General features: G+C 62.4%; 20 protein-coding genes. 15 read left to right on the top strand and 5 right to left on the bottom strand.

Annotated elements, in window-relative coordinates:
• Nucleotides 1-5 precede the first annotated feature (5 nt).
• Nucleotides 6-1,091: a redox-regulated ATPase YchF gene (ychF, locus tag B7X65_RS07845; RefSeq protein ID WP_293593730.1), complete on the top strand. Its 1,086-nt coding sequence runs from the start codon at nt 6-8 to the stop codon at nt 1,089-1,091.
• 119 nt (nt 1,092-1,210) lie between these two features.
• Nucleotides 1,211-1,960 carry an rRNA pseudouridine synthase gene (locus tag B7X65_RS07840; RefSeq protein WP_293593729.1) on the top strand — a complete coding sequence of 250 codons (750 nt, stop codon included), beginning with the start codon at nt 1,211-1,213 and terminating at the stop codon, nt 1,958-1,960.
• On the opposite strand, the gene B7X65_RS07835 is transcribed toward B7X65_RS07840, so the two are convergent.
• Nucleotides 1,957-2,448 carry a YqaA family protein gene (locus B7X65_RS07835; RefSeq protein ID WP_293593728.1) on the bottom strand — a complete coding sequence of 164 codons (492 nt, stop codon included), beginning with the start codon at nt 2,446-2,448 and terminating at the stop codon, nt 1,957-1,959. The genes B7X65_RS07840 and B7X65_RS07835 overlap by 4 nt on opposite strands.
• Nucleotides 2,449-2,588: 140 nt before the next feature.
• Here B7X65_RS07835 and dusB point away from each other — a divergent pair, with 140 nt between their 5' ends.
• Genes dusB through purH form a run of 3 tightly spaced genes read left to right on the top strand, consistent with a single transcriptional unit; the run spans nt 2,589 to nt 5,514 of the window.
• Nucleotides 2,589-3,659 carry a tRNA dihydrouridine synthase DusB gene (dusB, locus tag B7X65_RS07830; RefSeq protein WP_293593727.1) on the top strand — a complete coding sequence of 357 codons (1,071 nt, stop codon included), beginning with the start codon at nt 2,589-2,591 and terminating at the stop codon, nt 3,657-3,659.
• On the top strand, nt 3,656-3,892 hold the full coding sequence (locus B7X65_RS07825) for a Fis family transcriptional regulator (RefSeq protein WP_293593726.1): 237 nt from the start codon (nt 3,656-3,658) through the stop codon (nt 3,890-3,892). Before dusB ends, B7X65_RS07825 begins: the two co-directional genes overlap by 4 nt.
• A 50-nt stretch (nt 3,893-3,942) precedes the next feature.
• Entirely contained in the window at nt 3,943-5,514 is a 1,572-nt protein-coding gene (purH, locus tag B7X65_RS07820; RefSeq protein ID WP_293593725.1) for a bifunctional phosphoribosylaminoimidazolecarboxamide formyltransferase/IMP cyclohydrolase, read from the top strand.
• Between the two features lie 136 nt (nt 5,515-5,650).
• On the opposite strand, the gene hemL is transcribed toward purH, so the two are convergent.
• Together hemL and B7X65_RS07810 are read right to left on the bottom strand one after the other, a co-directional pair.
• A complete protein-coding gene (hemL, locus tag B7X65_RS07815; protein WP_293593724.1) occupies nt 5,651-6,967 on the bottom strand; it encodes a glutamate-1-semialdehyde 2,1-aminomutase in 1,317 nt (438 codons plus the stop codon).
• The gene (locus B7X65_RS07810; protein ID WP_293593723.1) at nt 6,951-7,868 is read right to left on the bottom strand and encodes a bifunctional hydroxymethylpyrimidine kinase/phosphomethylpyrimidine kinase; all 918 of its coding nucleotides are present in this window, start codon (nt 7,866-7,868) and stop codon (nt 6,951-6,953) included. Before B7X65_RS07810 ends, hemL begins: the two co-directional genes overlap by 17 nt.
• Nucleotides 7,869-7,990: 122 nt before the next feature.
• On the opposite strand from B7X65_RS07810, the gene B7X65_RS07805 reads away from it, so the two are divergent.
• The 6 genes from B7X65_RS07805 to B7X65_RS07780 all read left to right on the top strand — a co-directional run bounded on the left by B7X65_RS07805 (nt 7,991) and on the right by B7X65_RS07780 (nt 18,090).
• A complete protein-coding gene (locus tag B7X65_RS07805; RefSeq protein ID WP_293593722.1) occupies nt 7,991-8,164 on the top strand; it encodes a rubredoxin in 174 nt (57 codons plus the stop codon).
• A gap of 78 nt (nt 8,165-8,242) precedes the next feature.
• On the top strand, nt 8,243-8,641 hold the full coding sequence (locus B7X65_RS07800; protein WP_096699843.1) for a response regulator: 399 nt from the start codon (nt 8,243-8,245) through the stop codon (nt 8,639-8,641).
• Nucleotides 8,641-9,006 carry a response regulator gene (locus tag B7X65_RS07795; RefSeq protein ID WP_293593721.1) on the top strand — a complete coding sequence of 122 codons (366 nt, stop codon included), beginning with the start codon at nt 8,641-8,643 and terminating at the stop codon, nt 9,004-9,006. Before B7X65_RS07800 ends, B7X65_RS07795 begins: the two co-directional genes overlap by 1 nt.
• Before the next feature lie 23 nt (nt 9,007-9,029).
• Entirely contained in the window at nt 9,030-9,560 is a 531-nt protein-coding gene (locus tag B7X65_RS07790) for a chemotaxis protein CheW (protein ID WP_293593720.1), read from the top strand.
• Nucleotides 9,561-9,594: 34 nt separating this feature from the next.
• Nucleotides 9,595-11,856, top strand: a complete 2,262-nt coding sequence (locus B7X65_RS07785; protein ID WP_293593719.1) for a methyl-accepting chemotaxis protein — start codon at nt 9,595-9,597, stop codon at nt 11,854-11,856.
• Nucleotides 11,857-11,913: 57 nt separating this feature from the next.
• Complete coding sequence (locus B7X65_RS07780) at nt 11,914-18,090, top strand: Hpt domain-containing protein (RefSeq protein WP_293593718.1); 6,177 nt, start codon at nt 11,914-11,916, stop codon at nt 18,088-18,090.
• A gap of 58 nt (nt 18,091-18,148) precedes the next feature.
• Here the strand turns inward: B7X65_RS07780 and B7X65_RS07775 are convergent, their stop codons facing one another.
• Together B7X65_RS07775 and B7X65_RS07770 are read right to left on the bottom strand one after the other, a co-directional pair.
• The gene (locus tag B7X65_RS07775) at nt 18,149-19,636 is read right to left on the bottom strand and encodes a deoxyribodipyrimidine photo-lyase (RefSeq protein ID WP_293593717.1); all 1,488 of its coding nucleotides are present in this window, start codon (nt 19,634-19,636) and stop codon (nt 18,149-18,151) included.
• Complete coding sequence (locus B7X65_RS07770) at nt 19,629-19,751, bottom strand: hypothetical protein (RefSeq protein WP_293593716.1); 123 nt, start codon at nt 19,749-19,751, stop codon at nt 19,629-19,631. The genes B7X65_RS07775 and B7X65_RS07770 overlap by 8 nt, the downstream gene beginning before the upstream one ends.
• Here B7X65_RS07770 and B7X65_RS07765 point away from each other — a divergent pair.
• From B7X65_RS07765 to B7X65_RS07750, 4 genes are read left to right on the top strand one after another with little or no spacing between them, the layout of a single operon-like run.
• The gene (locus B7X65_RS07765) at nt 19,750-20,337 is read left to right on the top strand and encodes a YqgE/AlgH family protein (RefSeq protein ID WP_293593715.1); all 588 of its coding nucleotides are present in this window, start codon (nt 19,750-19,752) and stop codon (nt 20,335-20,337) included. The two genes, B7X65_RS07770 and B7X65_RS07765, sit on opposite strands and share 2 nt — an antisense overlap.
• Nucleotides 20,334-20,750 carry a Holliday junction resolvase RuvX gene (gene ruvX, locus B7X65_RS07760; protein ID WP_293593714.1) on the top strand — a complete coding sequence of 139 codons (417 nt, stop codon included), beginning with the start codon at nt 20,334-20,336 and terminating at the stop codon, nt 20,748-20,750. Before B7X65_RS07765 ends, ruvX begins: the two co-directional genes overlap by 4 nt.
• Complete coding sequence (gene pyrR, locus B7X65_RS07755) at nt 20,747-21,259, top strand: bifunctional pyr operon transcriptional regulator/uracil phosphoribosyltransferase PyrR (protein WP_293593713.1); 513 nt, start codon at nt 20,747-20,749, stop codon at nt 21,257-21,259. Before ruvX ends, pyrR begins: the two co-directional genes overlap by 4 nt.
• Nucleotides 21,260-21,317: 58 nt before the next feature.
• On the top strand, nt 21,318-22,280 hold the full coding sequence (locus tag B7X65_RS07750; protein WP_293593712.1) for an aspartate carbamoyltransferase catalytic subunit: 963 nt from the start codon (nt 21,318-21,320) through the stop codon (nt 22,278-22,280).
• Nucleotides 22,281-22,412 lie beyond the last annotated feature (132 nt).

Raw genomic sequence — 22,412 nt, 5'->3', positions numbered from 1 at the left:
ATTTCATGAAATGTGGCATCGTGGGCTTGCCCAACGTCGGTAAATCGACCCTGTTCAACGCCTTGACCAAGGCGGGTATCGCGGCTGAAAACTATCCTTTTTGCACGATTGAACCCAACGTTGGCATCGTGGAGGTGCCCGATCCGCGGCTGGCGGCGCTGGCGGCCATCGTCAAGCCCGAGAAGATCCAGTCCGCGATTGTCGAGTTTGTCGACATCGCCGGCCTGGTGGCGGGCGCCAGCACCGGCGAGGGCCTGGGCAACAAGTTTCTGGCGCATATCCGCGAGACCGATGCGATTGTGAACGTGGTGCGCTGCTTTGAGGACGACAACGTGATCCACGTCGCCGGCAAGGTGGATCCGATTTCCGACATCGAGGTGATCCAGACCGAGCTGTGCCTGGCCGATCTGGCAGCGGTTGAAAAAGCCCTGCACCGCGTAACGAAAACCGCGCGCTCGGGCGACAAGGAGTCGATCAAGCTGGTGGCGATTCTGGAGAAATGCCAGGCCGCCCTCAACGAAGCCAAACCCGTGCGCACGCTGGAGTTCAGCAAGGAAGAGCTGCCACTGCTCAAGCAGTTTTTCCTGATCACCGCCAAGCCGGCCATGTTCGTCGGCAATGTGGCTGAAGACGGCTTTGAAAACAACCCCTTCCTGGACAAGCTGCGCGCCTACGCGGCCAGCCAGAATGCGCCTGTTGTTGCCATCTGCGCCAAGATGGAAGCCGAAATGGCCGACATGGAGGAAGAGGATAAAAAAATGTTCCTCGCCGAGATCGGCCAGGAAGAGCCCGGGCTGAACCGCCTGATCCGCGCGGCCTACAAGCTGCTGGGCCTGCAGACCTACTTCACAGCCGGTGTGAAAGAGGTGCGCGCCTGGACCATCCATGTCGGCGACACTGGCCCGCAGGCGGCCGGCGTGATTCACACCGATTTTGAAAAAGGCTATATCCGCGCCCAGACGATTGCCTTTGACGACTTCATCACCTACCAGGGTGAGCAGGGCGCCAAGGATGCGGGCAAGATGCGCAGCGAAGGCAAGGAATACGTCGTCAAGGATGGCGACGTGATGAATTTCCTGTTCAGCAGCTAGATGAGTACACCCCTGCCTGGGCTCACTGCGTGTAGCCCATCCTCCCCTTGCAGGGGACGCCTCCTGTCGCCCGGCGGAGCCGGTTCGACGGTGGCGCTTGAAAGGACCGAGCAGATCGCATGACAGAACCCGTCCGCCTCGCCAAACACCTGGCCCAGATGCTCAACTGCTCACGCCGAGAAGCCGAGCAGTACATCGAAGGCGGCTGGGTGCGCGTTGATGGTGTGGTTGTGGAAGAGCCGCAGCACCGCGTGCTGGACCAGAAAGTCGAACTTGACCCGGACGCCAGCCTGCTGGCGCTGACGCCGGTGACGCTGTTGCTCAACAAGCCGCCCGGCTACGAGGCCGGCCTGGATGCAGGGAGCAAGCGCCCTGCCAACCCGGCTGCGCAGCTGTTGGTGGTGGCCAATCAGGCGAAAGACGACCGTTCGGGCATCCGGCCCCTGAAAAAACATGTCAGCGCATTGACGCTGGCGACACCGCTCGCCACCCCGGCCGGCGGCTTGGTGGTCTTCACGCAGGACTGGCGCGTGGCGCGCAAGCTCAGCGAGGACGCGTCGGTCATGGAGCACGAGGTCATCGTGGACGTGACCGGCACCATGACGCCGGGCGGCCTGCAGCGGCTCAACCGCATCGACCATGGTTTCACCTTCAACGGGGTGTTGTTGCCGCCGGCGAAAGTGAGCTGGCAAAACGAGACCCGTCTGCGTTTTGCGCTCAAGGGCGAACGCCCCGGGCAAATTGCCTTCATGTGTGAAAGCGTCGGGCTCACGGTGCAGGCGATGAAGCGCATCCGTGTCGGGCGGGTGTCCATGAGCAGCCTGCCGGTCGGGCAGTGGCGCTATCTGCAGCCGCACGAGCGGTTCTAGCCGCCCAGAAACTTGAAGTTGCCCGGAAAGGCCCAGACCAGTGCGCCTGTCATCGTCACGTACCGGGCGAATTTTCCAATGGCCATGTAGGCCACACAGGGCCAGAACGGAAATTTGAGCCAGCCCGCTACTGCGCACAGCGGGTCACCGACCCCGGGCAGCCAGGCCAGCAGGCAGGCTTTGGGTCCCAGTTTTTCCAACCAGCGAATGGCCCGGCTGTGGTGTGAGGAGTGCGAATACTTGTCCACCACCTTGTGGGCGCCATAGCCGAACCACCAGTCGAGCGCGCCGCCCAGCGTGTTGCCCGCCGTGGCCACCAGCACGGCCGGCCAGAACAGGTGCGGGCTGAGCTTGACGAGGCCGAAGACCACCGGCTCGGAACCCAGCGGCAACAGGGTAGCGGAGATGAACGAGACCACAAACACCGTGCTCAACCCGTACTCGGGCAGAGCCAGGGCTTCAATCAGGTGTTGTATCCAGAGTTCCATCTGGTGCGAGTATAGGCAGTGCGCCCGCGTCCTGGCCCGAAAGCGGGCTTGCGCACCCCGTTTTCAGATTTCAATTGCTGAAATTTTGGGCAGTTACAATCGTGCCTCGTTTTTGAGCATCCACACCGCCTTCCATTCCCATGAACATCGGCCCCTACGTTTTGGCGAACAACCTGTTTGCCGCGCCGATGGCGGGTGTCACCGACCGGCCATTCCGGCGTCTGTGCAAGGCGGGGGGAGCGGGTTACGCGGTCAGTGAAATGGTCACTTCGCGGCGCGACCTGTGGGACACCCTGAAGACCTCGCGCCGTGCCAACCACGATGGCGAGGTGGCGCCGATTGCGGTGCAGATTGCCGGCACCGACGCGCAGATGATGGCCGAGGCCGCCGCCTACAACATTGACCGCGGCGCGCAGATCATCGACATCAACATGGGCTGCCCGGCCAAGAAGGTCTGCAACAAGTGGGCCGGCTCCGCCCTGATGCAGGACGAGCCGCTGGCACTGGCCATCGTTCAGGCCGTGGTGGCTGCCTGCGCGCCGCGCGGTGTTCCCGTGACCCTGAAAATGCGCACCGGCTGGGCCGAATCGCACAAAAATGCCGTCGCGCTGGCCCGTGTCTTTGAGGATGCGGGTGTGCAGATGCTCACCGTGCACGGCCGCACGCGTGAGCAGGGCTACAAGGGCCAGGCCGAGTACGACACGATTGCCGCCGTCAAGGCCGCGGTGGCCATTCCGGTGGTCGCCAACGGCGACATCGACACACCGGAAAAAGCCCGCGATGTGCTGGCCTGTACCGGCGCCGACGCGCTGATGGTCGGCCGCGCCGCCCAGGGCCGGCCCTGGATTTTTCGCGAAATCGCGCATTTCCTGGCGACCGGCACGCATCTTGCGCCGCCGCTGGTGGCCGAGGTCAAACGCCTGCTGCTCGATCACCTGCTGGACCACTATGAGCTGTATGGCGACTTCAGCGGCGTGAGGTCGGCGCGCAAGCACATCGGCTGGTATGTCAGGACGCTGCCGGGCGGCGAGGCTTTCCGCAGCCGCATGAACCTGCTGGAAGACAGCCAGGCGCAGTGGCAGGCAGTGGCGGACTTTTTTGACGGGCTTGGCCTGCGCATGGACCGCATGCCTGTGGTGGGTGCCGGCATGGCGCAGCCGGCAGTCGGCGACAATGCAGAACAGAAAAAGAAGGAGGGGGAGCCCGCATGAGCAAGAAACACATAGAAGAATGTGTACGCACCAGCCTGGAAGGTTATTTCAAGGACTTGCGCGGCACGGAACCGGACGGCATGTACGACATGATGGTGCGTGTGGTCGAAAAGCCACTGCTGGAGGTGGTGATGCAGCATGCCGACCACAACCAGTCACGCGCCGCCGAATGGCTGGGCCTGAACCGCAACACCCTGCGCAAAAAACTCGTTGAACACAAACTGATCAAGTGACCCCAAGTGACCCGGCCGTCGCACCCCATCCCAAGAAACCAAAGAAACGCATGAACGCCCTGATTTCCGTCTCCGACAAAACCGGCATTGTTGACTTCGCACGCGCGCTGCACGCCCTCGGCATCAAGCTGATCTCCACCGGCGGCACCGCCAAACTGCTGGCCGACGAAAAGCTGCCTGTGACCGAGGTCGCAGAGCTGACGGGTTTCCCCGAGATGCTCGATGGCCGCGTCAAGACCCTGCACCCGATGGTGCACGGCGGCCTGTTGGCGCGCCGCGATGTGCCCGAACACATGGCTGCGCTGAAAACCCATGGTATCGGCACCATCGACCTGCTGGTCGTCAACCTCTACCCGTTCGAGGCCACCGTCGCCAAGGCCGGCTGCACGCTGGAAGACGCGATTGAAAACATCGACATCGGCGGGCCGGCCATGGTACGTTCGGCCGCCAAGAACTGGAAAGATGTCGGTGTGCTGACTGACGCATCGCAGTACGCCGGCGTGCTTGAGGAGCTCAAGTCGACCGGCAAGCTGGCCGATGCCACCAAATTCGCCCTGTCGGTGGCTGCGTTCAACCGCATCAGCCAGTACGACGGCGCCATCAGCGACTACCTCTCGGGCCTCCAGCCCGACGGCACGCACAGCCTGTTTCCCGGCCAGGCCAATGGCCGCTTCATCAAGGTGCAGGAACTGCGGTACGGCGAAAACTCGCACCAGCAGGCCGCGCTGTACCGCGACCTGTACCCGGCGCCGGGCTCGTTGGTCACGGCCAGGCAGTTGCAGGGCAAGGGGCTCTCCTACAACAACATCGCCGATGCCGATGCCGCCTGGGAGTGCGTCAAGAGTTTTAACGGGCCGGCCTGTGTCATCGTCAAACACGCCAACCCCTGCGGTGTGGCCATAGGCGCCGACGCGCTGGAAGCCTACAGCAAGGCCTTCAAGACCGACCCGACCTCGGCCTTCGGTGGCATCATTGCGCTGAACTGCACGCTCGACGGAGCGGCGGCGCAGCAGATCTCCAAACAGTTTGTCGAGGTGCTGATGGCTCCGGCCTTCACGCCCGAAGCACTCGAAGTGTTCAAGACCAAGGTCAATGTGCGGATTTTGCAGATTGACCTGCCGCCGGGTGGCGACACGGCGTGGCAACAGGGCCGCAACCTGATGGACATCAAGCGCGTCGGCTCCGGCCTGCTGATGCAGACCGCCGACAACCACGAACTGGCGCTGGCCGACATCAAGGTGGTCAGCAAGCTGCAGCCGACGCCGGCCCAGCTGCAGGACCTGCTGTTTGCCTGGAAGGTCGCCAAATACGTCAAGTCCAACGCCATCGTGTTTTGCGCCGATGGCATGACCATGGGCGTCGGCGCCGGACAGATGAGCCGCCTGGACTCGGCACGTATTGCCAGCATCAAGGCCGGGCATGCCGGCCTGTCGCTCAAGGGCACGGTCGTTGCGAGCGACGCTTTCTTTCCTTTCCGCGACGGTCTCGACGTGGTGGTCGATGCAGGCGCGAACTGCGTGATCCAGCCGGGCGGCAGCATGCGTGATCAGGAAGTGATTGATGCGGCCGACGAACGCGGCGTGGTGATGGTACTCAGCGGCGTGCGGCACTTCCGGCATTGATACCGGTTTTTTATTAATAAAAGTGCCTGCATCCCTTACTCCACGGGCGCGGACAGCTATCTAATTGATAGCAATCGGGGCGCCTGCCCGGGGTTGGACGGGCCGAAGCCTGTTCTTTGGCCGGCTTGCGCGGCGTTCAGCGTGCAGCAAAAAATCGGGCCGCAGCCTCGACGGTCTCGGCGATGTCGGCCGCCGAATGCGCCGAACTGACAAAGCCGGCTTCATACAGCGCCGGCGCGTAATACACGCCCTGATCCAGCATCGCATGGAAGAAGCGGTTGAAGGCGGGGCTGTCGGTCGTCATCACCGTGGCGTAGTTCTGCGGCAGTTTGTCCAGCAGGAAAAAACCGAACATGCCGCCTTCGCTGTCGCCGCAAAAAGCAACGCCGGATTGGGTCGCGGCCTGGGTGAGGCCGCTGACCAGGCTGCGGGTGCGCTCGCCGAGCGCTTCATAAAAGCCGGGTTTTTGCAGCTCGCGCAGGGTCGCCAGGCCACAGGCCGTGGCCACCGGGTTGCCCGACAGCGTGCCGGCCTGGTAGACCGAGCCCAGCGGTGCCAGCAGTTCCATCACGGCGCGTGTGCCACCGAAGGCGGCCATCGGCATGCCGCCGCCTATGACTTTGCCCAGCGCGGTCATGTCGGGTTTGAAGCCGGGAATGCTCTGGGCATACAGGCTTTGTGCGCCACCCAAGGCGACGCGAAAGCCGGTCATGACTTCGTCGAACACCAGCAGCGCGCCGTATTGCGTGCAGAGTTCGCGGCAACGCTTCATGAACGGCACACTGGCGCGCACAAAGTTCATGTTGCCGGCAATCGGCTCGATCATCAGGCAGGCCAGGTCCTTGCCGTGCACTGAAAAAGCTTCCTCGAGCTGGGCGATGTGGTTGTACTCAAGGACCAGCGTGTGTTGCACAACTTCAGGCGGCACGCCGGCGCTGGTCGGGCTGCCAAAAGTGGCCAGGCCCGAGCCGGCTTTCACCAGCAGCGCGTCGGAGTGACCGTGGTAACAGCCCTCGAACTTGATGATCTTGCTGCGCCCGGTGGCGCCACGCGCCAGCCGGATCACGCTCATGGTTGCTTCCGTGCCAGAGCTCACCAGGCGCAGCATCTCGATGGACGGCACGAGCTTGACGATCTCTTCGGCCAGCTCCACTTCGCGCTCGGTCGGTGCGCCATAGGAGAAACCCTCGAGCACGGCCTTCTGCACCGCCTCGACGACGGCGGGGTGTCCGTGGCCCAGGATCATCGGGCCCCAGGAGCCGATGTAGTCGATGTAGCGCTGACCGTCGGCATCCCAGAAATGGGCGCCCTGGGCTCGTTGCACGAATCGTGGGGTGCCGCCGACGGCCTTGAAGGCGCGTACCGGCGAATTGACGCCGCCGGGAATCAGCTTTTTGGCGCGCTCGAACAGTGCTGCATTGCGGGACGTGTCGGGACTAGTGTTTGGTGCCATTGGTGGGTAGGTCAAAAGGGGGCAAGGGGGGCAGCGGAGCGTCCGGATCGCTGCCTTCGTCGTCAGCGTCCGTGGTGTCGTCGTCGGCCTGGGCCCAGAACAGCCGGTCAGGCACGATATTGCCCATGCCGGGGTGAAAGCCGGCGTCCAGGCTATGGTCGAGGTAGGTCAGGGCCTCGGCCGTGGCGGCCTGCAGGTTGTGGCCGTTGGCCAGCAGTGCCGTCAGGGCGGCCGTCAGCGTGTCGCCGGCGCCGGCAAACACCGCCTCGAAACGCTCGAATTTTTCGCTGTAGAGGATGGCCTGCGGTGTGGCCAGCACGTTGTCAATGAACTGGTCCGGCAGGGGCACGCCGGTCACCAGCGTGTACGGCACTCCGAACTCGGAAGCGGCCTTGGCGATATCACGTGCCGACGGACTCTTGTCGCCGGTCCAGTCCGGCAGCAACCAGCGCCACAGGCTGCTGTGGTTGCCCACCAGCACGGTGGTTTGCGGCAGCATCAGTTCGCGAAAGGCGTCGAGGTAGCTGTCGATCGCTTCTTCTTCCCACCATGACAGGTTGGGCATGTAGGCAATCAGCGGCACATCGGCATAGTCCGACGCAATTTCCGCGATCGCGCTGATGGTTTCCGGGCTCCCGACAAAACCTACCTTGATGGCGGCGACCGGCATGTCTTCCAGTGCCGTGCGGGCCTGCTCGGTGACCGCCTCGTCGTCAAAGGAAACATGATCGAAAATCTCGGCCGTATCACGCACATAGGCGCCGGTGACGACCGCCAGGGCGTGGGCTCCGGCGGATGCAATGGCGCTGATGTCCGCCGTCAGGCCGCCAGCGCCGCTGGGGTCATTGGCGTTGAAGCTCATCACGCAGGCGGGAGAGGTTTCGCTGTCCTCTGTTTCCATTTGCGGGCTGTCCAGAGGAGTGGGGGTGGGGTTTGCCATAGGGCTGGAATTTTGCCTCGTAAGCGAATAAGCAACGCCGCCTCGATACAATTGTTGCATTCTATTCGAAGGCAACTTAAGCTGTGACTCAATCAATGACCTGGATGTGTTTAATTTGTGGGTGGATTTATGACGAAGCAACCGGCGCGCCGGAACACGGCATAGCGGCGGGAACGCCTTGGGCCGAGGTCCCGATGAATTGGACCTGTCCTGAATGCGGTGCGCGCAAGGAAGACTTTGAAATGGTTCAAATCTGAATGGCCGCGCCAGGTGTCTAAACAAAAACGCGCGATGGGCGGTGCCGGGCCGGCGGCGCGGTACAAGGAGCACAGTCAGTGAGTATTACCAGTTCGGGGCTCAAGGTCTTGGTCATCGACGACAGCAACACGATCCGGCGCAGTGCGGAGATCTTCCTGAAGCAGGGCGGCCATGAGGTGTTGCTGGCGGAGGACGGTTTTGACGCGCTCTCCAAAGTCAACGACTACCTGCCCGACCTGATCTTCTGCGACATCCTGATGCCACGTCTGGACGGTTATCAGACCTGCGCCATCATCAAGCGCAACCCTAAATTTTCCAATGTGCCGATTGTGATGCTGTCTTCCAAGGACGGTGTTTTCGACAAGGCAAGAGGCAGGATGGTCGGCTCGCAGGACTACCTGACCAAACCATTTACCAAAGACCAGTTGCTGCACACCGTTCAGGAACTGGGCAGCGCAAAACAAGGAGTAGCGTAATGGCGATTAAAAAAATTCTGATTGTGGATGACTCTAAAACAGAGTTGATGTTCATGACCGACCTGCTGGTCAAAAATGGTTTTGCCGTGAAAACCGCTGAGAACGCGGAAGACGCCTTTCGTCGGCTGGCCGAGGACAAGCCTGACCTGATCCTGATGGACGTGGTGATGCCCGGGCAAAATGGTTTCCAGCTCACGCGCGCCATTACCCGGGACCCTCTGTACGCGGACGTGCCCATCATCATGTGTACCAGCAAAAATCAGGAAACCGACCGCGTCTGGGGCATGCGCCAGGGCGCCAAGGACTACATCACCAAGCCGGTGGATGCCGACGACCTGATGGCCAAAATCAAGGCGCTGGGCTGATTCCGCACCGATCCCGCTAAAGCATGGCCAATCGACAAGCACTTAGAGAACTGCAAAGCCGTCTTGCCGACAGGCTGAAGGCGGCCAAGACACAGGGTGTTTCGGCGTCCTGGCTGGCTGTTGAAGCAGGGGGGGGGAAATACCTCTTCCCCCTGAATCAGTCCGGAGAAATTTTCCCCTGGGTCAGTGCGCAGAATGTGCCCTACACGCAAGCCTGGTTTGCCGGTGTGGCCAATCTGCGTGGCGGCCTGTACGGTGTGGTTGATCTGGCGAGTTTTGTGACCGGCAAAATGCCGCCGGCGCGCAGTGAGCTGGCACGCACCGAGTCCCGTCTGGTTGCGCTCAACAGCGCTCTGGAGATCAATTGCGCCTTGCAGATCGACAAGCTGGCCGGTCTGCGCAACCCGGAAGCATTCACGGACTTCGCCGAAAGATCACCCGACGCGCCGGAGTTTTTCGGCCACAGCTATGTGGACGCGAACGGTGTGCATTGGCAGGAAATCAACCTGCAGTTGCTGGCGCAACAAGCCCATTTTTTGACCATCAGCGCCTAGCGCTATTACGTTTTTTTCCCAGGAAGGCCTCACCATGTCTGTCATTCAGAAGCTGTTCAAAACAAAGCCTGCCCCCCCCGAGGACAGCATGGATGGTGTCTCTCTGGACATGTCGGTCGATCCCCTTGCAACGGGGGCCATGGACGCTTCGGGTTCGGCCTCCATGGCGCGCCTGGGCGACGGTGACGGTCCTGAAAGTCAGTCCGCCGAGGACGTTTCCGAAAATGTTGAAAAGCTGGCCTTGCCTGTCCTGGGCCGAAGGTCCATGGGTGAGCACCAGCGGATCCTGGTGATCTTGCTCGCTTTTGCGGTCGTGGTGCTCGGTTCCGTGACTTTTGTCGCACTGAACCAGGCGGACAGGGTCGCGCAGCAGGTGGCTGCCACCGGACAATCGCTGATGCAGTCGCAGCGGCTTGCGAAGTCCGTGTCTCAGGCGCTGGTGGGCAGTGCCCAGGCTTTTCCGGACGTGCGCGAGAGTTCGGACGTGCTGGCAAAAACCGTGCGGGGCCTGAGGTCGGGCGATGAGTCCCTGCGACTGGAGCCGGTCGCTGTTACCCTGCAGCCAGATGTCGACACCGTGACGCCGCTGATGGAGCGTGCCGAGAAAAATGCATCAACTGTGATGGCCCAGCAGGCGATTTTGACGCAAGTGGGCAACGCGCTGCGTACCATCAACCGGCAGTCCTCGGATCTGCTTGAAATCGCCGAGACGGTGTCTTCGCTCAAGCTCCAGCAGAACGCGGCACCCGCAGAAATTTCTGCGGCCGGCCAGCTCGTGATGTTGACCCAGCGTATCGGTAAATCCGCCAACGAATTTCTGACGATGGAAGGCGTGAGCCCCGAAGCCGTGTTCCTGCTGGGCAAGGATTTGAACTCGTTCAAGGAAATTGCGCAGGGCCTGCAGGAGGGCAGTCCCGAGCTCCGCCTGACGGGTTCCAAGGACCCGCAAACCCGCGAACGGCTCGAGGCGCTGATGGCGCTGTATGAGCAGACCCGCGTGCAGGCCGGCGCAATTCTCGGCAACTTGCAGGGTCTGGTGTCGGCTCGTGAGGCCCAGGCGTCGATCATTGCTGACAGCGAGCCCTTGCGTCGGGGTCTGGAAGATATCCAGGGCAAGCTGTCGTCGCAAACTGGTCTGGGTGCCGGGGCCTTGACGACGCTGGCTATTGCGGCTGCCTTTGCGCTTCTTTGTGCTGCAGGTCTGGCTCGTTTGCAGGTGCTGGATAGCCGGCAGCGCCAGGGTGTTGCTGAAAATCAGCGGCTCGAAGCCAAAGGCCAGGAACAGGACGCCAAGCGCGTCAATGACGCCAATCAGGCCGCCATTTTGCGATTGATGAACGAGTTGCAGACAGTGGCTGAAGGTGACCTGACCCAGGAGGCGACGGTGACTGAGGACATCACCGGCGCCATTGCGGACTCGGTGAACTACACGGTGGAAGAGTTGCGGCAACTGGTGGGCAGTGTGCAGAACACGGTGACCCGGGTGGCGCAAACCACGGCCCAGGTGGAAAGCACCTCGACCGAGTTGCTGGCAGCGTCCACGGAACAGCTGCGGGAAATTCGCGAAACCGGCCAGTCGGTGCTCGACATGGCCACCCGAATCAACCAGGTGTCCAGCCAGGCCCAGGAATCTTCCCAGGTGGCACGGCAATCGCTGACCGCCGCCGAAACGGGTTTGCAGGCGGTGCAAAACGCCATCGGCGGCATGAACTCCATCCGCGACCAGATCCAGGAAACCTCCAAGCGGATCAAGCGGCTCGGTGAGTCGTCCCAGGAGATTGGCGAGATCACCGAACTGATTTCGGACATTACCGAACAGACCAACGTGCTGGCGCTCAACGCGGCCATTCAGGCCGCGTCCGCTGGTGAAGCCGGACGCGGATTCTCGGTGGTTGCCGAGGAGGTGCAACGACTGGCTGAGCGTTCCGCAGATGCGACGCGCCAGATTTCTGCGCTGGTGAAAGCCATTCAGACCGACACGCAGGATGCGGTGGGCGCCATGGAGCGTTCCACGCAGGGTGTGGTCGAAGGGGCCAAGCTGTCGGACAGCGCCGGTACCGCACTGTCCGAGATTGACATGGTGTCACGCCGGCTGGCTGACCTGATTGAGCAGATCTCTGCCTCGACTTCCCGAGAAGCAGAATCGGCCAACGTGTTGGCCGGCAACATCCAGCACATTTTTGCGGTGACCGAGCAAACCGGAGAAGGTACACGATCCACGGCGCAGCAGGTGCGTGATTTGTCCCGCATGGCCGAAGAACTCAGGCAGTCCGTCTCGCGATTCAAGATCGCCTGATGCATCGCTGATTTTTTCCTGCCCGTGACCTCCGATTTCTGAACCGGCCTGCTATCTATGCAATTGAACGCTCCGAATTCATCTCCTGCCGAACTCGACCTGGCCGTGAATGATCTGGGTCCATTGGCGTGGGTGCTGGACGAACTTCGAAAATCCCTGGACGGCGCTGCCAAGGCCCTGAAGCGTTTTGTGCGTGATGCCGAATTGGCACGAGGCTCCGACCTCGCGGCCCTTGACGCGAGCCAGCTGCGCATTGCGCGCCAGCAGTTGCACCAGGCCGTGGGTGCGCTGGAAATGGTTGGTTTGGGTGCGCCCGCGCTGGTACTGCGCGCGATGGAGGCAGCTGTGCAGCGGTTTGTGCAGCGGCCTGAGCAGTGCAATCAGGAGGCGGCGGCGAAGGTCGAACAGGCCAGCTTCGCCTTGACCGAATATCTCGAAGGAGTGCTGGCCGACAAGCCGGTGTCTGCCATTTCGCTGTTCCCCCAGTACCGTGATGTGCAGGGGCTGGTCGGTGCGGATCGCATCCATCCGGCAGATCTCTGGATGTACGAATGGCGCTGGATGGACCCGGCGCTGGCGGTCACCGTCAGTGCGGGCGCTTACGATGATGCGTCGAGGCAGTCGCTGGACCAGTTGGTCCTGAAAATCATGCGCACGGGCGACCCGCAGGCAGCGCAGAGTTTCAGGGATATGTGCCTGGGGTTTGCCCAGGCCGAGCCTGCGGGCGAGCCCAGGGCGTTCTGGAAAATCGCAGCCGGCTATTTTGAAGCGCTGTCCCATGGTTTGCTGAAGGTTGATCTCTACGTCAAACGCGCTGCATCGCGCGTGCTTCTGCAATATGCGTCCTTTGCCAAGGGCGGCACCGATGCGTCGGACAGGCTGGCCCAGGATCTGCTGTTTTTTTGCTCACAGGCCGTGGCGATCCGTGCCGCCGATACGCCTGTTCTGTCGGCCATTCGCGCCAGCTACGGTCTGGCCCGGTTCAAGCCGGTTGACTACGAGGCGGTCCAGTTTGGCCGTTTCGACCCCGCGTTGCTCGCGCAGGCCCGCAAACGGATTGTTTCGGCCAAGGAAACCTGGTCCTCGCTGACGGCGGGGGACGTGAGCAAGTTCAAGACGGTGGCTGACCAGTTCAGTCTGGTGACCGATTCGCTGGTCAAGCTGCATCCGCCCAGCGAGCCACTGGCCGCCGCGCTGTCGCAGGTGATTGAAGCGACGGTTCGCTCCGGCCAGGCGCCTCCGATAGAACTGGCGCTTGAGGTAGCCACGGCCGTGCTCTACCTGGAGGCCGCTTTTGACGATCTCGATCCCGCCGACCCGCAATTGGCGATCCGAACGGCCCGGCTGGCCCAGCGGCTCGACAGCGCGCTAAGCGGTGGCCAGGCGCAGCCGCTTGAATCATGGATGGAAGAGTTGTACCGCCGCGTCAGCGACAAACAAACCATGGGCAGTGTCGTCGGCGAACTGCGCATTTCCCTGAGCGAACTTGAAAAATCGCTGGATGTGTTCTTCCGCAACCCGCAGGAAAAAGCAGCACTGGTCGCGGTTCCCGGCCAGCTCTCGCAGATGCGTGGTGTGTTGTCGGTGCTGGGGCTGGACCAGGCTTCCCAGGCGGTTCTGCGCATGCGCGAGAGCGTCGAGCAGATGCTGGTGACTGAGGTGGACGATCAGCTGGCGCGCTCTTCCGGTACCTTCGAGCAGCTGGGCAACAACCTGGGTGCATTGAGCTTTTTGATTGACATGCTCAATTACCAGCCGACGCTGGCGAAAAAACTTTTTGTGTACGACGATGTCAAGGGCGAGCTCAAGCCCCTGATGGGTCGTATCCACACCGCTCAGGATGCCGCTGCGGCGGTAACCGTCAACAGCGAGTTGTCCCAGGAAGTGCTGTCCGTCGTTCAGGATGCCCGGGCTGGCGATTCTGCCGAAAGTCTGAGCGTCAAACTCGATGTTCTGGCCACCCGTGCGGCGCTGGCTGATCAGCCAGCGCTTGCCCAGACTGCCCGCGATGCTGCTCTGGCCGTTGCCGGGCAGGGCCCGCAGTCCAATGCGGGTTCTCTCGCCAGTTTGGTGGAGGTTGCCGCGCCGGCTGTTGTGCCAGTGGCCGCGGCTACAGGTTCGGCCACCGGCGCCGACGATTTTGAGGAAGACGACTTGCGCGATATCTTCCTGGAGGAAGCGCGCGAGGTCGCCGGCCATGCGCAGGCTGCACTTGCCGCCCTGGCCACTGATCCAGGAGATATCGGCGAACTGACGATATTGCGCCGGGCCTTCCACACGCTCAAAGGCAGTTCGCGCATGGTCGGACTCAACGAATTTGGCGAAGCCGCTTGGGCCATGGAGCAAATGCTCAATGGCTGGCTGGCTGAGCAAAAACCTTCCAATGAAGAATTTCGCACGCTGTGCGTGCAGGCCATGGACGGATTTGCTGCCTGGATCGAGGACATTGCCTCCGGCTGTGAGACTCCCTGGACGTCCTCCGCATTTCGTGCCAGTGCCGATGCGATGCGGGAAGAGGCGCGCTTCAGCCCGATCCAGCAACCTGCCGTGCAGCAGGCGCCTGCTGCAGCGAGTGAGGCCTCGCCCGTTGTGCAAAGGCAGGACGTGACCTCGTTGCCAGTGGAGCAGGGCACGGATCTGGATTTCGACTTCGTGTTGGATGTGGAGCCCGCCGCGCCGGTCGCTGAGGCGCCTGCCGCACCGGTCGCGCCAGCGCTGGCCGATATACAGGGTATTGACTTCGACAGCCTGGCCGCCTTGTCGGGGCCCGTTGCAGACGCGCCGATCGCAGCGCAGGCTGCTCCTTCAGAGATCGTGTTTGAGATGGACTTCGCTGATCCGGCGCCCGCTGAACAGGCCGAACCGCTGGAATTGTCGGCCAGTGATTTCGACGTGCATTTTCTGGGTCAACCTGCCGTGGAAGAAGAACCTGTTCAAACTCCGGCGGCTCAGCCCGAATCTGCGGCGCTGCGGGACCCAGACGATTTTGTCTTTGCCATGCCGGAGCACAGTGAGATCCAGTCGACAGCGCCTGCGCAGGAAGAGGTGCCGACCGCATCGCTCGAGAATCCTTCCGATGAAACGGCATCCGGCGAAACGGCTGGGGATGAACAGATCAAGGTGATCGGGTCGTTGCGTATTGGCATTCCGCTCTACAACGTGTATCTCAATGAAGCTGACGAATGGTCGCGCAGGCTGGTCACCGAGGTCACGGAATGGACGATGGAGCGCGACCGCCCCATCGGCGACTCCACGCTGGCGCTAACGCATTCGTTGGCGGGAAGTTCTGCGACGGTTGGATTCGAAGCCCTGTCTGAAATGGCGCGAGCGCTGGAGAACGCCCTGCAGCAGACACAAATCCAGCATGGGCAAGTCAGCGGCCGGCACAACAAGTTGTTCATCGATGCTGCCGAAGACATCCGGCGGCTGCTGCATCAGTTTGCAGCCGGCTTTCTCAAACAGCCGGATCCCGGGATTCTTCAGGCATTGCGGGACATTGATTTTGCCGACGAAGCCAGTGCGGCTTCCATGGTCGTCCCCAGTTCCGAGGCTGCTGAGATCCCCGTTGCATCGCAGCAACCAGTTCCCGCGGCGGTTCCTCCGGCAGCGCCAGTGCCGCCTGCTGGCGTTTCGCTCACGGGCACGGTAGTTCCCGCACAGGAACGCTCCCTCTCGGTGACTGTCAAGGTCATTCCCGCTGCACCTGTTGTGGCTGCACCAAGCGCGGTTCCGGTGGCGCCTGCCATTCCCGCGGCGGTGGTTGCGGCACCTGTTGCCGCGGCCGCATCGTTTGCGTCTGCAGCGTTCAGTGAAGATATGGACGACGAGATCGACGCGGTCGACGTGATCGATCCTGACCTGTTCCCCATTTTCGAAGAAGAAGGTGCCGAGTTGATGCCTCAATTGGGCGGCGCTCTGCGGCAGTGGTCAGCCCGTCCCGACAACCATGGTGCACGCAGCGAAGTGTTGCGGGCTCTGCACACCCTCAAGGGCAGTGCACGTCTGGCGGGCGCCATGCGGCTTGGCGAGATGGCCCACCGCATCGAGTCGGATATCGAGCATATGGGTTCCGATGCCGCCGCCTCGCAGGATTTTGACGCGCTGCTGACCACTTTTGACGCGATGCAGGCCAATTTTGAGGCCCTGCGCCACCCGGGCGAAACGGCCCAGGCGCTGGAACCGCTGGCGCCACTGTCAGCTGCCGCGGTCGAGGAGGCGGGGACCCCGGCAACGGATGCCCAGGACACGGCCGCAGCGTCGCCGTCCGTGCCCGCCGTTTCCGCCGAGCCGGGTTCGCGCAAAGTCATGATGTCCATGGCCCAGGCCACGGCACTGCAACCTTTGCGTCCGGCGGCCTCGGGTTCCATACGCGTGCGTTCGCAGCTGCTGGACCGCATGGTCAATCAGGCCGGTGAGGTGATGATCACCCGGTCGCGCCTGGAAGCCGAGCTGAACCAGTTGCGAGGCTCGCTCAACGACTTGAGCGGCAACTTGAACCGTTTGCGTACGCAGCTGCGTGACGTGGAAATGCACTCTGAAACGCAGATGCAGTCGCGCCTGCAACAGGCCAAGGAAGCGCAGCTCGGCTTTGACCCGCTGGAATTCGACCGTTTCACGCGCGTGCAGGAACTGACCCGCATGATGGCCGAGTCGGTCAACGACGTGGCGACCGTGCAGCGTACCTTGCAGCGTACGGTGGAGGCCACCGAGGACGATCTGATTGCCCAGGCGCGCCAGACGCGCGAATTGCAGCGCGACCTGTTGCGCACCCGCATGGTGGAGTTTGAAGGTATTTCCGAGCGCCTGTACCGCGTGGTGCGCCAGGCCTCGAAGGAAACCGGCAAGCAGGTCCGGCTGGATCTGCAGGGCGGCACGATCGAGATGGACCGCGGCATGCTCGATCGCATGACGCCGGCGTTCGAACACTTGCTGCGTAACTGCGTGGCCCACGGCATTGAAGATATGCAGGCCCGCACCAACGCGGGCAAGGACCCCAGTGGCCTCATCACCGTCAGCCTGCAGCAGTCGGGCAATGACGTGTCGGTCGAATTCCGCGATGACGGCGCCGGTCTCAATCTGGAGCGTATCCGGGAGAAGGCGATTGCCTCCGGCCTGCTGGCTCCGGGCCAGCAGATCGGTGACGACGAAGCGGCCAACATGATTTTCATGCCCGGCTTCAGTACGGCGTCGCACGTGACCGAACTTTCCGGCCGGGGTATCGGTATGGACGTGGTGCGCTCCGAGGTCAACGCACTGGGCGGCCGCATTGAAACCAGCACTGTTGCCGGCAAGGGCACCAACTTCAAGCTGGTGCTGCCCCTGACCACGGCGGTGACGCAGGTGGTGATGTTGCGCGCTGGCGGCTCTTCCGTCGGTGTGCCCGCCAACGTGGTTGAAACCGTGCGCCGGATTTCGGCGAAGGATTTGCAGCAGGCCTACAACAGCGGCGTGCTCGATGTCGCCGGCGAAGCGGTTCCGTTTTTCTGGTCAGGCGCCTTGCTGCAGGTCTCCCGCATGAGCAGCGAGCCCCAGGGCAAAACCGCACCGGTGGTCATTTTCCGAAGCGCCGCGCAGCGGCTGGCCCTGCACGTTGACGAGGTGCTGGGCAACCAGGAGGTGGTGGTTAAAAACCTCGGCCCGCAGCTTTCCCGCCTGCCGGGTCTGGCGGGCATGTCGGTGCTGGCCTCGGGCGCCGTTGTCCTGATTTACAACCCCGTTGCACTCGCATCTGTTTACGGGCAGCAGGCCCGCGCCTGGAGTTCCGACAGCGCCGAGCCGCACATGCTCGAGCAATCCGGCGCTGGCGACGAGCGCGGTTTGTCCGTCTCCTCGCCTGTCCCAGTGACACCGCAGATTCCGCTGATTCTGGTGGTCGATGATTCGATCACGGTGCGGCGCGTGACCCAGCGTCTGCTGCAGCGTGAGGGTTATCGCGTCTCCATGGCCGCGGACGGCTTGCAGGCGCTCGAACGCCTGCAGGAGGAGCGTCCCACGGTGGTTCTGTCCGACATTGAAATGCCACGCATGGACGGATTTGACCTGGCGCGCAACATCCGCGGCGATGCCCGTCTGAGCGATTTGCCGATCATCATGATCACCTCGCGTATTGCCGAGAAGCACCGCGAACACGCCAAGGAACTCGGGGTTGACCACTACCTGGGCAAACCTTATGCCGAAGACGAGTTGCTCAGCCTGATTCGCCACTATTGCAGCGCAGAAGCCGCAGTTTCATAAAGAAATTGGCGTCCAGCCCTTTCTGGACAAGCGCTTCAAGCTATGAAAATAGGAGCGTTTATTCCGTGGCTGTTTTTTTGACAGGCGCGTAGCGTTGCAGGGTCAGCGCCCGCGCCTCGTCATGCTGCACGACGGGAAGCGGGTAGTTCTCTCCCAGCCGGACACCCGCGGCGGCCAGCGCCACGGGCTTGGCCAGCCAGGGGCTGTGCAGGTCGGTGCCGGTCAGACCGGCCAACTGCGGCAGGTACTTGCGGATGAACTTCCCGTCGGCGTCGAACTTTTCGCTCTGGCTGGTCGGGTTGAAGATGCGGAAGTAGGGTTGCGCGTCGCAGCCGCTGCTGGCGGCCCATTGCCAGCCGCCGTTGTTGGCTGACAAGTCGAAGTCGTTGAGTTTTTCGGCGAAATATCGTTCGCCCCAGCGCCAGTCCAGCCCCAAGTCTTTCACCAGAAAACTGGCGGTGACCATGCGCAGGCGATTGTGCATGTACCCGGTCTGGTTGATCTGGGCCATGGCGGCATCGACCAGCGGGTAGCCGGTCCGGCCTTCACACCAGGCCCGAAACAATGCCTCGGCAGCAGGCCCCTGTTCCCAGGCAATGGCATCGTACGCGGGTTTGAAGGAACGCTCCGCCACATGCGGGAAGTTGCTCAGGATCTGCGCATAAAAATCGCGCCAGATCAGCTCGCTGAGCCAGACCGCCGCACCCGGGCTGCCCTGCTCCTGCAGGCGGAGGGCAGTGCCCGCCAGCCGGCGGATGGAGACCGTGCCAAAACGCAGGTGCACCCCCAGATAACTCGGTCCCTTGACTGCAGGGAAGTCACGCGTGGCGTGGTACTGATCGATACGCGCCATGAAATCGTCAAACAGGCGTGAGCCGCCGGGGCTGCCTGTGGAAATCTTCAGTTCGGCGAGGTTGGTCGGCGCAAACCCAATGTCTTCCAGTGCGGGCACGCCGGTGCGGCAGTCCGCCGGCAGGGTGGCCAGAGCGGCACCGTGGTTCTGCACCGGGTAGGGTCGCAGGTAAAAATCGTCGACTTTCCTGAGCCAGGCATTTTTGTAGGGCGTGAATACGCTGTACGGTGTGCCGCCCAGGGTCAGCACCTCCCTGCGCTCGAAGATCACATGGTCCTTGAAGCTGTGAAATGCCTTGCCGTCCCCCGCCAGCGCCTCGCCGACCCGCGCGTCGCGTGCCAGCGATCCGGGCTCGTCATCATGGTTGGCAAAAACGGCTTCGGCGGCCAGCTTCTGTGCCATCGCAGGCACGACCTCGTTCGCCCCGCCGTGCTGCACGATCAGTCCGGCATGGGACACGCCATGGTGGCGGCCCAGCTCCGCCAGTTGCCTGTCCAGGTCCACCAGTGACTCGCGGATGAACTCCACACGGCGGTCGGCACGCGGCAGGGCGTCCAGGATGGCCTGGTCAAACACGAAAACGCAAAAGACCTGGTGGCAGGCCTTGAGTGCGTGGTACAGCGCCGCGTTGTCGTCACTGCGCAGGTCGCGTCTGAACCACATCAGGCCCTTGTCGTATTTTTTATTATTCATGTTCCTGGACCAGTGATGGATGTGGCAGATGCTGCAGGGATGGCGCACGGAGGTGGCGCAACAGGCCGGTGGTTTTTCTTCCAGCGCGCACCGCCAGCGCGTAAAATTGCGTCATGGCACTGGATTCTGCACCGATCAACCTGACCCATCACTTCCTGATTGCCATGCCCGGGCTGGATGATGAGGCTTTCGCAAGAAGCGTCGTCTACATGTGCGAGCACAGTGATCGCGGCGCGCTGGGACTGGTGATCAACAAGCCCAGCGACATCAATCTCCAGGGCCTGTTCGACAAGGTGGCCTTGCCCCTGAGGCGCAACGACCTGACCGATTCCCTGGTGTTCCAGGGCGGGCCGGTGCAGACCGAGCGTGGTTTTGTGCTCCATGAATGCATGCTCGAAGGCAGCGAAACGGTGTACGCGTCGACCATGACCATCCCCGGTGGGCTGGAGATGACCACCTCCAAGGATGTGCTGGAAGCCCTCTCCACGGGCGCCGGGCCCCGCAAGGTGTTTGTTTCCCTGGGGTATTCGGCTTGGGGCGAAGGGCAGCTGGAGTCCGAAATTTCCGACAACAGCTGGCTCACCGTGGAGGCGGACCTCTCGCTGATTTTCGACACACCGGTCGAGCAGCGTTACGACAAGGCGCTGATGCTGCTTGGCCTGCAGAGCTGGATGCTGTCGCCTGAGGCAGGGCACGCATGAGTGCAGTGGCTCCGCCTGCCATGGCCGCTGACCTGCAAACATTTCTGGCTTTCGATTTTGGCGTCAAGCGCACCGGTGTCGCCACCGGCAACCGGCTGACGCGTACGGCGACACCGCAAGGCAGCATCGCCGCCGAGGGTGACGCCCGTTTCGCGGCGATCGCCCTGAAAATCCGGGAGTGGCAACCCGACGCCCTGGTGGTGGGGATTCCTTTCCATCCCGACGGCGCCAGCCACGACAACACCGCACGCGCCCGGAAATTCGCCCGCCAGTTGCGCGGGCGTTTCGGTCTGCAGGTGTTTGAGGTTGACGAGCGCTACAGCACCACCGAAGCGCTGTCGCAGGGTGCGCCTGATGCGGACGCAGCGTCTGCCTGCATAATCCTCGAGCAGTTTTTAAGGAGTTTTTCATGACCAGCCTGACCCTGGACGCCGAGGCCTTGTACCGCGAAGTCCTGCGCGGCATGCAGCAGCTGCTGGCGACCTATGACCGCCCGCCGCGGCTGGTAGGTGTGGCTTCCGGCGGCGTCTGGCTGGCCGAACGCCTGCGCGCCGACCTGGGCCTAGCTGACGACATCGGTACCTTGTCCTCGGCGATGCACCGTGACGATTTTTCCCAGCGCGGCCTGTCGGCCAGCGGCCAGACGGTGCTGCCTTTTGATGTCAACGGCGCCCACCTCATCGTGCTCGACGACGTGCTCTACACCGGGCGCACCATTCGTGCCATTCTCAACGAGGTGTTTGATTACGGCCGGCCAGCCAGCGTCAAGCTTGTGGTGCTGGTGGACCGTGGTGACAGGGAACTGCCGATACAGGCCGACTTTGCGGCTGCCCGGGTGGCCCTGCCGGCGTCCCAGTCGCTGGCACTGGCGCGCAGTGACGACGGCCGGTTCAGCTTCCAGGTGCAGGGGGTGACACCATGACCACCTGCCCCGACGGTTTTCCCGTCAGTATTCCTGCTGTCCCGCGAAAGGCCTGATTGTGTTGTACCGACGAAACCCGCAACTCAACAAGAATGGTGAGCTGATTCACCTGCTGTCCATTGAAGGTCTGCCCAAAGCGACGCTGACCCACATCCTCGATACCGCGGCCAGCTTTGTCAGCGTCAGCGACCGCGAGGTCAAAAAGGTCCCGCTGCTGCGCGGCAAGAGTGTCTTCAACCTCTTCTTTGAAAACTCCACCCGCACCCGCACGACCTTCGAAATCGCGGCGACGCGGCTGTCGGCCGATGTGATCAACCTTGATATTGCGCGCTCGTCGGCCTCCAAAGGCGAGTCGCTGCTCGATACGATCTCCAACCTGAGCGCGATGGCGGCAGACCTGTTCGTGGTGCGCCACAGCGAATCGGGTGCGCCTTACCTGATCGCGCAACACGTCGCACCACACGTGCATGTGATCAACGCCGGCGACGGCCGCCATGCACACCCGACGCAGGGGCTGCTGGACATGTACACCATCCGCCACTACAAGAAGGACTTCAGCAACCTCACCGTGGCGATCGTCGGCGATGTGCTGCACTCGCGTGTGGCCCGCTCCGACATCCATGCGCTGACCACGCTGGGTTGCCCCGAGGTACGAGTGGTAGGTCCGAAAACCCTGGTGCCTGCCGACATGGCGCAAATGGGGGTGCGCGTCTGCCACACCCTGGAAGAGGGCATCAAGGGGGCCGACGTGATCATCATGCTCAGGCTGCAGAACGAACGCATGTCCGGCGCCCTGTTGCCCAGCAGCCATGAGTTTTTCAAGAGCTTCGGCCTGACCAACGAGAAGCTCAAGCATGCCAAACCCGATGCCATCGTCATGCATCCCGGCCCGATCAACCGCGGCGTCGAAATCGATTCCGCCGTGGTTGATGGCGCACAAAGCGTGATCCTGCCGCAGGTCACTTTCGGCATCGCCGTGCGCATGGCGGTGATGAGCATTGTTGCCGGGAACGAAGCATGAACATGAGCCCCCACGCTTGTCGCTTCGCGTACTGCGCTGCCCCCCGAGGAGGCCGCTGCGCCTGCGGCCCGGCGAAGCCGGTTCCGCGGCCCCTGCTTGGATTGAAGAGCCTCCATGCATGCCTCTGCATGT

Source organism: Polaromonas sp. 39-63-25, from assembly GCF_002278925.1.
Classification (GTDB): Bacteria; Pseudomonadota; Gammaproteobacteria; order Burkholderiales; family Burkholderiaceae_C; genus Polaromonas.
The sequence above is the reverse complement of the archived record's forward strand: the minus strand, read 5'-3'. Positions and strand labels throughout refer to the sequence as shown.